This window comes from Arthrobacter sp. ATA002, assembly GCF_026898095.1.
GTDB lineage: Bacteria > Actinomycetota > Actinomycetes > Actinomycetales > Micrococcaceae > Arthrobacter_B.
In genome coordinates this window covers 1230721-1244981 of sequence record NZ_CP114015.1, presented here as the reverse complement: position 1 = coordinate 1244981, position 14261 = coordinate 1230721, and the positions used below count along the sequence as shown (strand labels likewise).

At 64.0% G+C, this 14261-nt stretch carries 6 protein-coding genes and 2 pseudogenes; 6 read left to right on the top strand and 2 right to left on the bottom strand.

The genetic code is table 11. The features are described 5' to 3' along the window. Positions 1 to 17: 17 nt before the first annotated feature. Positions 18 to 1087, bottom strand: a pseudogene (locus OL239_RS06255) (hemolysin family protein). Next, positions 1084 to 2511, bottom strand: a complete 1428-nt coding sequence (locus tag OL239_RS06250; RefSeq protein ID WP_268911155.1) for a hemolysin family protein — start codon at positions 2509 to 2511, stop codon at positions 1084 to 1086. Before OL239_RS06250 ends, OL239_RS06255 begins: the two are co-directional and overlap by 4 nt. A gap of 569 nt (positions 2512 to 3080) precedes the next feature. Here OL239_RS06250 and OL239_RS06245 point away from each other — a divergent pair. The 6 genes and pseudogenes from OL239_RS06245 (at position 3081) to OL239_RS06220 (ending at position 14191) form a co-directional block, all read left to right on the top strand. Then, positions 3081 to 6926, top strand: coding sequence for a multifunctional oxoglutarate decarboxylase/oxoglutarate dehydrogenase thiamine pyrophosphate-binding subunit/dihydrolipoyllysine-residue succinyltransferase subunit (locus tag OL239_RS06245; RefSeq protein WP_268911154.1), 3846 nt, complete (start codon positions 3081 to 3083; stop codon positions 6924 to 6926). 61 nt (positions 6927 to 6987) lie between these two features. After that, positions 6988 to 7587 carry a GDSL-type esterase/lipase family protein gene (locus OL239_RS06240; protein WP_268911153.1) on the top strand — a complete coding sequence of 200 codons (600 nt, stop codon included), beginning with the start codon at positions 6988 to 6990 and terminating at the stop codon, positions 7585 to 7587. A 370-nt stretch (positions 7588 to 7957) separates the two neighbouring features. Continuing rightward, a complete protein-coding gene (locus tag OL239_RS06235; protein ID WP_268911152.1) occupies positions 7958 to 9712 on the top strand; it encodes an ABC transporter substrate-binding protein in 1755 nt (584 codons plus the stop codon). Positions 9713 to 9826: 114 nt separating this feature from the next. Next, on the top strand, positions 9827 to 11359 hold the full coding sequence (locus OL239_RS06230; RefSeq protein ID WP_268911151.1) for an ABC transporter permease: 1533 nt from the start codon (positions 9827 to 9829) through the stop codon (positions 11357 to 11359). Between the two features lie 12 nt (positions 11360 to 11371). Then, entirely contained in the window at positions 11372 to 12409 is a 1038-nt protein-coding gene (locus OL239_RS06225) for an ABC transporter permease (RefSeq protein ID WP_268911150.1), read from the top strand. Continuing rightward, positions 12372 to 14191: pseudogene (locus tag OL239_RS06220) on the top strand (dipeptide ABC transporter ATP-binding protein). The gene OL239_RS06225 and the pseudogene OL239_RS06220 overlap by 38 nt, the downstream one beginning before the upstream one ends. Positions 14192 to 14261: the final 70 nt, after the last annotated feature.

The window sequence follows — 14261 nt, the reverse complement described above, 5'->3', positions numbered from 1 at the left end:
ATAGTTTCGGGGCTGGCCTAGTCGGTGTAGCTCTCCCCGGTGCGCCGGATCCCCTGCGCCTGCGTGGCATCCCGGATTTCCCCACCAGCTGCTCGATGATGTCCTCCAGGAAGAGCACACCCCGAGTGCGGTTGTCCGGTCCCAGGACGCGGGCCAGATGGGAACCTGTCCGCTGCATGGTGGCCAGGGCATCTTCGATCTCGTCATCCAGCCGCAGATTGGCGAGGGTCCGCACCTTGTTCTCAGTCAGCGGCCGGTCGTAGGCGTCGGCCGGAATCGCCATGATGTCCTTCAAATGCATGTAGCCGGTCAGGTTGCCCTGCTCGTCCACCAGGACGAAGCGGGAGAAACCGGTGCGGCCCACGGCCTTTTCGAACTCGGCCGGCGTGGTGTCGGTCCTCAGCGTGACCAGCCCCGCCAGCGGAACCATCACCGTACCCGCGCTCTGTCCCGAGAACTCCAGGGCCCCGGAGATGATTCCGGAGTCGTCTGCGACCGTCCCGTGTTTGGTGGATTCCTCCACGATGGACTGCATTTCCTCGAGCGTAAACGCCGAGGCCACCTCATCCTTCGGCGTGATCCCCATGACCCGCAGGGCATGGTTCGCCAGCCAGTTCAGCGCGAAGATGACCGGACGCACCACCCGGGAAATCAGCACCAGCGGCGGTGCGAGCAGCAGTGCAGCCCGGTCAGCGACGGACACCGAGATATTCTTCGGCACCATTTCACCAAAGGTCACGTGCAGGAACGTGACGATCAGCAGGGCCACCAGGAACCCGGCGCCGTCCGCAATTTCCACGGGCAGCCCAACAGCCTGAAGCGGGGCAGCCAAAAGGTGGTGGATCGCGGGTTCGGCCACCGAAAGAATCAGCAGAGAACACACGGTGATGCCCAGCTGTGCGCAGGCAAGCATCAGGGACACGTTCTCCATGGCCCACAGCGTGGTCTTGGCCCGCTTGGAACCGGCGTCGGCCAGCGGCTCAATCTGGCTGCGGCGGGCGGACATCACCGCAAACTCGCTGCCCACGAAAAAGGCATTGCCGATCAACAGCACCACCAGCCAAAAAATACCCATGACGTCACTCATCGCTGCTCCCCCGTGCCGGTGCTCTTTGCGGCGGACTTTTTCTCGGCCGCCCGGCGCACTGCCGCGTCGGCGGCAGACTCCTTTTCCAACGCCGGCGGCTCCTCGTCCGCGGCGGCGGGGTCGTCGTCGTTCTCCTGGGGTATGAAGCTGACCCGGTCGATGCGGCGGCCGTCCATGCGCTCGACTTCCAGCACGCCGCCGTCCACGTCCACCCGGTCCCCGGCCCGGGCAATCCGGCCGAGCTCAGCCATGATGTACCCGCCGACCGTCTCATAGCCCGCTTCATCGGGGACGTTCAGCAGCGGCACGAGCCGCGAGACCTCGTCGGGACGCATGATGCCCGGGAAGTACCAGGCCCCCGCTGCGCTCTGCAGCACTCCGGGCTTGATCTTGTCGTGCTCATCGGACACTTCTCCCACGATCTCCTCGACCAAGTCTTCAAGTGTGGCGACGCCGGCGGTGCCGCCCCACTCGTCAAGGACGACGGCGAGCTGGAGGTTGGCTCCGCGCAGTTCCGAGAGCAGGCTGTCCAGGTGCACTGTCTCGGGAACGCGCAGGACCTCGCTCATGATGGCTCCGGCCGGAAGGTCGGCCCGCCGGCCGCGGGGCACGGCCACTGCCTTCTTGACGTGCACCACTCCGCGAATGTCATCCGGGGAATCCCCCAGAACGGGAAAGCGGGAATAACCGGTGCGGCGGGCAGCTTCGATGACATCAGCCACCGACTGCTCCGAATCGATGGTCTCCAGCCGGATTCGCGGGGTCATGACATCGGCGGCAGTGCGCTCCGCGAAGGAAAAGGTGCGGGACAGGAAGTTGGCGGTTCCCTGGTCCAGGGTGCCCATTTCGGCCGAACGCCGAACCATGGAGGACAGCTCCGCGGGGGTGCGCGCCCCGGAAACCTCTTCCTTGGCCTCGAGCCCAAAGAGATGCAGCACCTTGTTGGAAAAGCCGTTCAGCAGGAGGATGGCCGGCTTGAAGACGACGGTGAAAGCCAGCTGCGGCCGGGCCAGCGCCCGGCCCATGCGGAACGGCAGGGAAATGGACATGTTCTTGGGGATGAGCTCCCCGATCAGCATGGAAAGGAACGTCGCGAGAATCATCGCGGCCACCACGGACACGGAACCCACCGCCACCGGAGGCAGGCCCAGGGCCGCAAGCGGAGGCTGCAGCAGCCTGCCCACCGACGGCTCCATGACGAAACCCGTCAGCAGCGTGGTCAGGGTAATGCCCAGCTGGCAGCTGGAGAGCTGCGTCGAGAGGGAGGTGAGGCAGCGCAGCAGCGGCTCGGCCGCTTTGTCGCCGTTTTCGACGGCCCGCCGAACCGTGGGCTGGTCCAGTGCCACCAGCGAGAACTCCACGGCCACAAAAAAGCCGGTGCCGAGAATCAGCACCAGGCCAAAAGCAAGATACAACCATTCCATGTCAGGCTCCCGCCGCGGGGCAGAAGCGGACAGGACCGGCCGCGCCGGGACAATGTGGGGAGGAGCCCGGCCCCGGCGGATAGCCGCTGCAGGGCGCAGGCGGAGGGTGATCGGCCGAAGCCGGTCTGGAAGGCTCCGATACGGCAGGAGCAGATCGGGGCGTCTGGGTTCGGGCGTGGCCGGCTCGGTGCGAACGGTCCGCAGCTGCGGACCGGGTTGCAGGCCGGCGCCTGGAGAAACTGTCCATAGACAATCGAGTTTACAGTGTGACAGTTCTTCCGGCCCGGGGACGCGCCTGACTGCGCGGGAGCCCACCGGGAGCCGCTCCGGGTCCATCCGGACTGTTCCGTGCCGGCTCTGCCCGGCTCTGCCCGGCTCTGCCCGGCTCTGCCCGGACGTGACGGATATCAAACGGGAATTGGCCAGTTGTCCCGCCTTGTCACTAGACTGGCATGAAGTCTCGGTCACTGCACACCGGCCGGGCCGCACCAGAGAGCTTTGAGGCTACGAGCCCTCAGACATGGTGCCAATCAGGGCAAAAGGCAACTCATGGAAGAGGCGTATTAACAGTGCCAGACCAATCCAACCACCGGCTGCCGGAAGAATTCGGCGGCAACGAGTGGCTTGTCGATGAACTCTACGAGCAGTATCTGAAGGACAAAAACTCGGTTGACAAGAAGTGGTGGAGCATTTTCGACTCCTTCAAGGATGAGGAAGCCCAGAGCTCCAGCACCTCCGCTTCCAACGGGAACGGCTCTGCCCCGAGTGAACTTGGCGCCAACCCGGCCACACGCCAGCTTCCGGTAGTGCACGCCGAGTCCGCCAAACCGAAGGCCTCCGGAGAATCCCCCGCTGCGTCCCAGCAGTCGGGGAAGCCGCCGGTCGCGAAGGAACCCGCCGCTTCCAATTCCGCCGCCAAGGACTCCAAGCCGGCCGAGGCCAAGACTGAGGCAGCCGACAGCAAGACTGCCGAGAGCAAAACACCGCCGATCCCGGCGCAGCTGCCCAAGACCCAGCCGAGCAGCGCCGCCGCCGAGGAAGACAAGGTCAACGTCCTGCGCGGGCCCGCCAAGGCGATCGCCACCAACATGGACCTCAGCCTGAGCGTCCCCACCGCAACCACGGTCCGCGCTGTCCCGGCAAAGCTCTTGATCGACAACCGCATCGTCATCAACAGCCACCTGGAACGCGCCCGCGGCGGCAAGGTGTCCTTCACCCACCTCCTGGGCTACGCGATCATCCGTGCAGCGGCCATGTTCCCGTCCCAGAACGTTTATTACGACGTCGTTGACGGCAAGCCCGTTGCCGTTCAGCCCGCGCACGTGAACTTCGGCCTGGCCATCGACATGCCCAAGCCTGACGGCACCCGCCTGCTCGTGGTGCCGAACATCAAGAAGGCTGAAACGCTGAACTTCTCGGAGTTCTGGCACGCCTATGAAGACCTCGTGAAGAAGGCCCGCAACGGCAAGCTCACGGCTGACGATTACAAGGGCACCACGATCTCCCTGACCAACCCGGGCGGCATCGGAACGGTTCACTCCGTGCCCCGCCTGTCCAAGGGCCAGGCCTGCATCATCGGCGCCGGCGCTTTGGACTACCCGGCGGAGTTCCAGGGATCAAACGAAAAGATCCTCGCCCGCAACGCCATTTCCAAGATCATCACGCTGACCTCCACCTACGACCACCGGGTCATCCAGGGCGCCGGCAGCGGCGAGTTCCTGCGCATCATCCACCAGCTGCTCCTCGGCGACCAGAACTTCTACGACGATATCTTCGAGTCGCTGCGGATCCCCTACGAGCCGGTCCGCTGGAGCCCTGACATCCAGGTGAACCCGGAAGAGCAGATCAACAAGGTTGCACGCATCCAGCAGTTGATCCACTCCTACCGCGTCCGCGGCCACCTGATGGCCGACACGAATCCACTGGAGTACGTCCAGCGCCGCCACGCGGACCTGGACATCCTGAACCACGGCCTGACCCTCTGGGACCTGGACCGGGAATGGCCCACCGGAGGCTTCGGCGGCAAGCCGATGCTGAAGCTGCGCAAAATCCTCGGCGTGCTCCGCGATGCCTACTGCCGCACGGCCGGCATCGAGTACATGCACATCCAGGACCCCGAAGAGCGCGAATGGTTCCAGGAACGCCTCGAGACCAAATACAGCAAGCCCACCCGCGAAGAGCAGCTGCGCATCCTCAGCAAGCTCAACGCGGCTGAAGCCTTCGAAACCTTCCTGCAGACGAAGTTTGTCGGCCAGAAGCGCTTCTCGCTGGAGGGCGGCGAATCCCTGATTCCGCTGCTGGACACCGTTATTTCCGGCGCAGCCGACGACGGCCTGGCCGAGGTCGGCATCGGCATGGCGCACCGCGGCCGCCTGAACGTGCTGACCAACATCGCCGGCAAGACCTACGCCCAGGTCTTCCGCGAATTCGAGGGCACCCAGGACCCGCGCAGCGTCCAGGGCTCCGGCGACGTAAAGTACCACCTCGGCACCGAAGGCACCTTCACCTCCGACAACGGCAACCAGACCAAGGTGTACCTGGCTGCCAACCCCTCGCACCTCGAAGCCGGGGACTCCGTCCTCGAAGGCATCGTCCGTGCCAAGCAGGACCGGCTGGACCTGGGCGACGAGTTCCCTGTCCTGCCCATCCTCATCCACGGGGACGCCGCGTTCGCAGGCCAGGGCGTGGTGGCGGAAACGCTGAACCTGTCCCAGCTGCGCGGCTACCGCACCGGCGGAACCATCCACATCGTGGTCAACAACCAGGTCGGCTTCACCACCTCGCCCACCTCCTCGCGCTCCTCGGTGTACTCCACCGACGTCGCCAAGATGGTCCAGGCGCCGATCTTCCACGTGAACGGTGACGATCCGGAGCAGGTTGTGCGCATTGCGCAGCTGGCCTACGACTACCGTCAGCGCTTCAACAAGGACGTCGTCATCGACATGGTGTGCTACCGCCGCCGCGGGCACAACGAGGGCGACGACCCCTCGATGACGCAGCCGATGATGTACAGCCTGATCGAGGCCAAGCGCTCCGTCCGCAAGCTGTACACCGAGTCCCTGATCGGACGCGGCGACATCAGCCAGGAAGAAGCCGAGCAGGCGCTGCGCGACTATCAGGGCCGCCTGGAGCGGGTCTTCGCCGAAACGCATGCCGCCCAGACCTCTCCCCTGCCGGTCATCACCAAGGACACCGAAGCGGTTTCCGATCTGGAACGCCCGGCCTCCCAGCAGGAAGGCAGCACGATCGTGTCGCCCGCGTCCACGGCGATCTCCGCCGAGGTGCTGGCCCACATCGGCAAGGCCCATGTGGCCGTACCCGAGGGCTTCACTGTGCATCCGAAGCTCAAGGCACTGCTGGAAAAGCGCGAGCAGATGTCCCGCGAAGGCGGCATCGACTGGGGCTTTGCGGAAATCGCAGCTTTCGGATCCCTGGTCATGGAGGGCGTCCCCGTACGCCTTGCCGGCCAGGACTCGCGCCGCGGCACGTTCACCCAGCGCCACGCCGTCTTCCACGACCGCGCCACCGGCGCAGAGTGGACCCCGCTGGCGGAGCTGGATCCCAACCAGGCCAAGCTCTGGATCTATGATTCCCTGCTTTCGGAATTCGCGGCCATGGGCTTCGAATACGGCTATTCCGTGGAACGCCCCGATGCGCTCGTGCTGTGGGAAGCCCAGTTCGGCGACTTCGTCAACGGCGCCCAGACGATCATTGACGAGTTCATTTCCTCCGCCGAGCAGAAGTGGGGCCAGCGTTCCTCGCTGGTGCTGATGCTGCCGCACGGCTACGAGGGCCAGGGCCCGGATCATTCGTCCGCCCGGATCGAGCGCTTCCTGCAGATGTGTGCCGAGGACAACATGATTGTTGCCAACCCCACCACGGGTGCCTCGCACTTCCACCTGCTGCGGCGCCAGGCTTACAGCCGGCCGCGGAAGCCGCTGATTATCTTCACGCCGAAGCAGCTGCTGCGGTTGAAGGCTGCGGCAACGTCCGTGGAGGACTTCACACAGGGTTCGTTCCAGCCGGTCATCCCCGAGCATGCCGATCTGGATGCAAACGCCGTCGAACGCGTGCTGCTGGTGTCCGGGCGCCTGTACTACGACCTGCTGGCCAACCGCCAGAAGGCCGGAGACGAGAAAACCGCAATCGTGCGGGTCGAGCAGCTGTACCCGCTGCCCGTCGCGGAAATCCAGGCCGCTGTCGCCAAGTACCCGAACGCTGACATCGTGTGGGCACAGGACGAACCCGCCAATCAGGGCCCGTGGCCGTTTATCGGCCTAAACCTGCCGGCGCAGCTGGACCGGCCGCTTCGCCTGGTCTCGCGCCCGGCGTCGGCGTCCACCGCCACCGGCTCGGCCAAGCGCCACGCCGTGGAGCAGGACATCCTTGTCAAGAAGGCCTTCGAACGTCAGTAGGCTAAGTTGGGGTGGGGCGCCGGCGGCCCACCCCGTTTTTTGTGACCGGAGAAGGTGACTAGTGGAACAACGCAGAATCAGGCTTGCAGCCGTCGGGGATGAGCTGCTTGCCGGACACGGAGACCCACGGGCTCTGGGCTGGCTGGGCCGTGTGCTGGCCCGCACCACGCCCGAAAATGTGAGCGTCCAGGCGTACACCCTCGCTGCGCCCCGGGAGGGGACCGAATCGCTGGCCAACCGCTGGCTTTCCGAAGCCGGACGCAGGTTCGATGACCACTGCGAGAACCGTCTGGTGATCGGCCTGTCGGACCGCGACCTGGACCTTGGCCTGTCAACGGCGCGCAGCCGCCTCAACCTGGCCAACATTTTGGACGGGGCCGCACAGATGAGCATCAAGGTTTTCGTCGTCGGCCCCCCGCCCGGGCTCGACGCCGAGCGGAACCGCCGGCTTTCGGATTTGTCCGCCGCTTTCGGGGACGTCACGACGCGGCGCAAGCACGTGTACGTTGATACGCTCACGCCGCTGCTGAACCATGAACAGTGGCGCACCGATCTGGCGTCCAACGGCGGCACCCCCGGCCAGGCCGGCTACGGCCTGATGGCATGGCTGGTCCTGCACCGCGGCTGGTACCGCTGGCTCGACCTGCCCGATATGAACTAGCAGGCACGGCGCCCGCACCGCCACGGCGCAGCACATCCTGATGAAAAGCGGGTCCCGGTCTTTCCCGGGGCCCGCTCTTACATTAGGAAACATTGTGCAACACCCCCCTTCCGATATCTTCCGGCGCGGCTGCCCGCAGCGGTCCGTTTCCGCGCTCCGCCGCGGAAGTTCAGCTCCAGCGCCCGCCCCGCAACCCTCCTGCACATCGTGCTCCCCGGTCCACAGGTAACGATCAGTTAACATCCGCTAACAGTTAGCACACTTGAAACAATTAGTGGCTAGTCTTTCGGAACATGTGGCGGTCATCACGGCCGCTTGGGGGAGCCGCCGATGGTGGTTCCTGACGACTCATCCTCAGTTAGGACTACGAATGCGTACAAAGCGCACGGCAACTCTTGCCGCACTTTCCGTGGGAGCCCTGTTCCTTGGCGCCTGCGGCTCAGCCGGAGGCGGCGAAACCGCCGAAAGCGACACCACAGAGGAAGCCAACCTCGCGTCGTCCATTTCCCTAGCCATCAGCCAGGCTCCGGACTTCTACAACGGCGGAACGTCCAAGTCCAACAGCGTGTACAACACGTACGTTGACAACCTGGTGCACACTAACTTCTCCGAGTACAGCCCCGAAGGCGTGATCCGCAACGAAGAGTTCGGCACCTTCGAGAAGGTCAGCGACGATCCCCTGACCGTGAAGTACACCATCAACGAAGACGCAGTCTGGTCCGACGGCACGCCGATCGACTTCGACGACGTCCTGCTCAACTGGGCTGCCTTCTCCGGCAAGGTTCTGGAAGGCGAGGCCGAGATCTTCGAGCCGTCCTCCAACAACGGCTACGAGTACCTGGCCATGCCCGAGGGTGAAGCCGGAGCCAAGGAGTTCGAGTACGTTTACGAGACTCCCTACGCCGACTGGGAAAACCTGATGATCGGTTCGCTCATGCCCGCGCACATTGCCGCGGAACAGGGCGGACTGAGCGTCGAGAACGACGGCGAAGCACTCATCGCAGCCATCCAGGACAACGACCTTGCGTCGCTGAAGCCGGTTGCCGAGTTCTGGAACACCGGCTGGAGCTACGCCGAGGGCCTGCCCTCGCTGCCCGATGCAGCCCTCATCCCCTCCTCCGGTCCGTACAAACTGGACAATGCAGCCGGTGGAAACCTGACGCTGACCGCCAACGAGAATTACTGGGGCGAAGAGCGCAAGGCTGCCACCGAGAGCATCATCTTCAAGACCATTAATGACACCGAAGTCGTGCAGGCCCTGCAGAACGGTGACGTGGACGTCATTGAGCCGTCCGGTCCCACCGGTGACACCAAGGACCAGATCGAGGCCATCGGCGACACTGTCACCATGCTCACCGACACCGGCATGACCTTCTCCCACATCGACCTGGACCAGTCCGAAAACGGCGTGTTCAAGGACCTGAAGGTGCGCCAGGCCTTCTCCAAGTGTGTTCCGCGCCAGGACATCGTCGACAAGTTCGCCACACCGGTTGACCCGGAAGCCACGGTACTGAACCTGCGCGAATACCAGCCGTCGCAGGAGGAATACGAAGAGGTCCTTGAAGCAGCACCCGCAGCGTCCGAATACGACGAGGTTGACCTCGAAGGTGCCAAGGCCCTAATGGAGGAAGCCGGCAAGACTGAACCCGTTGACGTGCGCATGCTGTTCTCCGCCGCCAGCCAGGTGCGCGCCGACATCACCGCCCTGGTCAAGGACTCGTGCGATCAGGCCGGCTTCAACATTATTGCCGCTCCTGACGCTCAGTGGAGCCAGAAGCTTGAAGAACTCGGTTCCTGGGACGCGGCTCTGTTCGCCTGGGCCGGATCCGGCCTGGTGGCCAGCGGACAGTCCATCTACGACTCCGAAGGCGTCCAGAACTACGGCAAGTTCAAGAGTGAAAAGGTCGATGAGCTGTGGGACGAAATTGCCCGGACGACTGACGCAGACCGCGTGCTGGAGCTGAAGAAGGAACTCGAAGAAGAACTCGCCAAGGACGTCTACAACGTCGTCCTCTTCGGCAACGCTGACATCGTCGCCCATAACTCCAACATGGAGGAAGTGGTTTACAACCCCACCCAGAGCGGCGTGACCTGGAACGCCTTCAAGTGGACCAAGCAGGCCTAACCAAGGCACCGCGCCTCAACGGCTAAAGAGCGGGATGGGCAGACCATTGGTCTGCCCATCCCAAACTTTTGTCCCGCTAACGGCTTTACGTACCACCCCCAATAGGAGCCTTCGGTGTTCTTCTTTATCCTCAAAAGAGCGGTGACCTCGTTCTTTATCCTGCTCGCCGCCACGGTGCTGATGTTCATCCTTGCCGTCAACTCGGGCGATCCCTTCCATGACCTGATCGAACTGCAAAGCGCCGACCGCGAGTCCCGCATTGCCCAGCGAACCGCAGCGATGCACCTGGATGAGCCCGTTGCCGTCCGTTATTTGCTCTGGCTGCAGGAAGTGGGCCGCTGCATCGTCCCCGGCGGTGCGGAATGCACACTCGGACTCAACCGTGCCGGCAATCCCGTGATCGACCAGCTGCAGACCGCGATCGGTTCCACCTTCCGGCTCGTCGTCGTGGCAACCCTGATTGCCCTCGTCCTCGGTGTCGCCGTGGGTCTCATCACGGCCCTTCGTCAGTACAGCGTTTTTGACTACTCCATTACCTTCGTTGCTTTCCTGCTCTTCTCCATGCCGCTGTTCTGGCTCTCCACGCTGCTCAAGCAGTACCTGGCGATTGACCTGAACACCTGGCTGGCCGATCCCCAAATGTCCTATCTGGGCATAGCCGCTGTAGGCCTCGTAGCGGGCGTCATCGCGGCTGTGGCCCTCGGCGGCGACCGGAACCGCCGCCTGCGTGTCTTCGCCATCGCTGCCGTTGCCACCGCGGTCACGTTCTACCTGTTGCTCATTACCAACTGGTTCAAGACTCCGGGCCTGGGGCCCATCGGCCTCCTCATCACCGCATTCGGCTTGGCCCTGGGCCTTACCGCCCTGCTGGCGGGTTTCCGCCGACGCCGCATTGTGTACGCCGCCCTCGCCACCGCCGCCGTGGGCTTCATTGCGTATCTGCTCACCCAGCCCCTGATGCAGGATCCCAATTGGGGCATCGTAGCCGGGCTGGCCGTGCTTACCCTCGTGGTGTCACTGGCCATCGGCCATTTTGTCGGCGGGCCGTACGCCAAACAGACCCGTAACCTCACGGCAGTCATTGGATTGTCCATCGGAGTCTTCGTCTTCATCGATGCCCTGCTGGGTGCCTACCCGTCGCTGGCGCGCAAGAACGGCGGCCGGCCGATCCCGACGACCGGCTCCTCGACTCCCAACCTGCAGGGCACCTTCTGGGAAATCAACCTGGACTACGCCCTGTACCTGGTGCTGCCCACCATCGCGATCATGCTGATCTCATTTGCCACGTACACCCGATACACACGGGCCAGCATGCTCGAGGTCATGAACCAGGACTACGTCCGCACCGCCCGGGCCAAGGGCCTGAGCGAACGGACCGTGGTCGTCAAACACGCCTTCCGCAACGCCATGATTCCCATCACCACCCTGATGGCGTTCGACTTTGCCGGCGTCCTTGGCGGTGCCGTTATTACCGAGGCTGTGTTCGGTTGGAGCGGTATGGGACGAATGTTCACTGAGGGCCTGGAAAACGTGGACCCCAACGTGATCATGGCCTTCTTCCTGGTGACCGGCGTGGCCGCAGTAACCTTCAACATGCTGGCCGACATCGCGTACGCGTTCCTCGACCCGCGCATTAGCCTGAACTGATAGGCGGAGACCATGACTGAAAAAATACCGTCCGGAACCCCGGGCAGCAGCCCGGAGCTGACAAGCATGACTCTGGAAAGCCAGAACACGGACATCGCAGATGCTCCCGCAACCCGGGCGATAGCTGCAGATCCGGAAATCACCGCCGCGAAAAGCCAGGGCCAGCTGGTCCGGGAACGGTTCTTCCGCCACAAGGGGGCCCTCGCCGGCCTGGCCGGTCTAATCTTCATCGTGCTGCTGGCCTTCACCTCCATTGGTCTCTCCGTGGGCCCGCTCCGCATCCCCGGCTGGTGGCCGCACACGTTTTCCACGGTGATGCCCCTGGAAGATGGTGGAGCTCCCACACTGTCCTGGACCGGACTGGGGAACCACCCCTTCGGTCAGGACACCCTGGGACGCGATTACTTTGCCATGACCATGCGCGGCGCCCAGATCTCGCTGACCATCGCCTTCGTCGTGGGCATCGTGGGAACAATTGTAGGAACCGTCGTCGGCGCCTTTGCCGGGTACTTCCGGGGATTCGCCGAGGCCGTCCTGATGCGTTTTACCGACGTCATCATCACCATTCCCCTGCTGGTGGTGGCTGCCGTACTGGCCAGCATCGTGTCCGACTTCGGGATCGTGGTCTTCGCCGTCTTCCTTGGCCTGCTGACCTGGACAAACCTGGCACGCATCGTCCGCGGCGAGTTCCTCTCGCTGCGGGAAAAGGAGTTCGTCGAGGCGGCCAAGTCCGTCGGGGCCAGTTCCCGCCGGATCATCTTCAAGCACATCCTGCCCAACACGGTGGGTGTCATCATCGTGTCCGCCACCCTGGCAATTTCAAGTGCCATCCTGCTGGAAACGGCATTGAGCTTCCTGGGTCTCGGTGTGCAGCCGCCGGACACCTCCCTGGGCAAGCTCATCAATGAGAACCGGGCCGCCATGACCACCCGTCCGTGGCTCTTCTTCTGGCCCGGCATCTTTATCGTGGCCATCGCCCTCACCGTCAACTTCATCGGCGACGGCCTCCGGGATGCGTTTGATCCCCGACAGACAAGGAAAAAGCAATGAGTTCGGCACCCTGTACAGCGACGTCACTTCACCGGCGGGTACGGCTCCGATTCTTGAAGTATCGGGCCTGGGCGTCGATTTCAGCGTGGACAACGAGTGGGTGATGGCGGCCGAGGACGTGTCCTTTACCGTCAGCCCGGGCGAGATTCTGGCCATTGTGGGCGAATCCGGATCCGGGAAGAGCATGTCTTCGATGGCGCTGCTGGGACTCCTGCCGGGCAACGGACGGTCCAAGGGCAGCGCCAAGCTGCAGGGCAAGGAGCTCATCGGGGCTCCCCAGTCCGCGCTGAGGAAAATCCGCGGCAATGATATTGCCATGATTTTCCAGGAGCCGATGACGGCGCTGAACCCGGTGCTCACCGTGGGCGAGCAGATCAAGGAAATCATTGAGCAGCACACGGACGCTTCTCCGGCGCAGGCCAAGGAACGCGCCATTGAGCTGCTGCGCATGGTGGAAATCCCCGAGCCGGAGAGGCGGTACGGTTCCTACCCGCACCAGTTCTCCGGCGGCCAGCGGCAGCGGGCCATGATTGCGATCGCCATTGCTAATGACCCCATTCTCCTGGTCGCCGATGAGCCCACCACCGCCCTGGATGTTACGGTCCAGGCGGAAGTCCTGGAGCTGCTCCGGAACCTGAACCGGCGACTGAACAGCGCGGTCATGCTCATCACCCATGACATGGGTGTGGTGGCTGACCTTGCCGACAAGGTAGTGGTCATGGAAAAGGGCCGCATCGTGGAGGCCGCACCCGTGGCCGAGCTGTTCACCAACCCCGGGAGGAGTACACCCGCCAGCTGCTGGCTGCCGTTCCCCACCTGGGTTCAGTAGTCGGCGGAGTCCTGTCCTCCGTCGAGGTGGAAGACGACGGATCCCTGCAGATCACCGATGCCCCGCGGGCCGTGCTTCGGGAGTCAGCGGGCCTTGCCACTCCTGACGCGGGCGTGGTTCCTGCCCTGCAGCTCACCGGTGTTTCGATCGAGTATCCCGGGCGCTTCCGCCAGCCGGGGTTCAAGGCCGTCTCGGACGTATCCTTCGTCATCAACCCCGGCGAGGTCATGGGCCTGGTCGGGGAATCCGGTTCGGGAAAATCCACGATTGCCCGGGCCGTCACGGGGCTGCTCCCGGTCAGTGCCGGCAGTGTGGACATCAACGGCACCAATATCGCCGGCTTGTCCCCCAAGAAGATGCTGCCCCTGCGCCGGAAATTCGCCATCGTGTTCCAGGATCCCGCGGCGTCCCTGAATCCGCGCATGTCCATCGGCGAGTCCATCGGCGAGCCGCTGTTCCTCCACGAGAAACTCTCCCGTGCGGATTTGGACCGCCGCGTCGAAGGCCTGCTGGATGATGTCCAGCTGCCAACGAACTTCCGCAACCGCTACCCGCACGAGCTTTCAGGCGGGCAGCGCCAGCGCGTGGGGATTGCCCGTGCCCTGTCACTGCGTCCGTCGCTCCTGGTGGCGGACGAACCAACGTCCGCCCTGGATGTGTCGGTCCAGGCACGTGTTCTCGCCCTGCTTCAGGACCTGCAGCAGCAGTACGGCTTTGCCTGCCTCTTTGTCAGCCATGACCTGGCGGTGGTGGAAATCCTGGCCAGCCATATCGCGGTCCTCAACAAGGGCATCATGGTCGAGCAGGGGTCCACGGAGCAGGTGCTGAAGTACCCGCAGGACGCGTACACGCGCCGGCTGCTGGCGGCAGCACCCGTGCCGGACCCTGCCGAGCAGGCCCAGCGCCGGGAACAGCGCAACGCCCTCATGGCTGCCGGCAGCACGGTCGAGTAATCCGCCGGGATCCCGGCCCGTGGTTTAGGTTGTCGGGCTCACCCTGTGGGACACTGGAGGGCAGAACTTT

Excerpts from the sequence above, each read along its gene's own strand:
- OL239_RS06225 (WP_268911150.1), top strand. The coding sequence starts at position 11,372 with ATGACTGAAAAAATACCGTCCGGAACCCCGGGCAGCAGCCCGGAGCTG.
- OL239_RS06235 (WP_268911152.1), top strand. The coding sequence starts at position 7,958 with ATGCGTACAAAGCGCACGGCAACTCTTGCCGCACTTTCCGTGGGAGCC.
- OL239_RS06250 (WP_268911155.1), bottom strand. The coding sequence starts at position 2,511 with ATGGAATGGTTGTATCTTGCTTTTGGCCTGGTGCTGATTCTCGGCACC.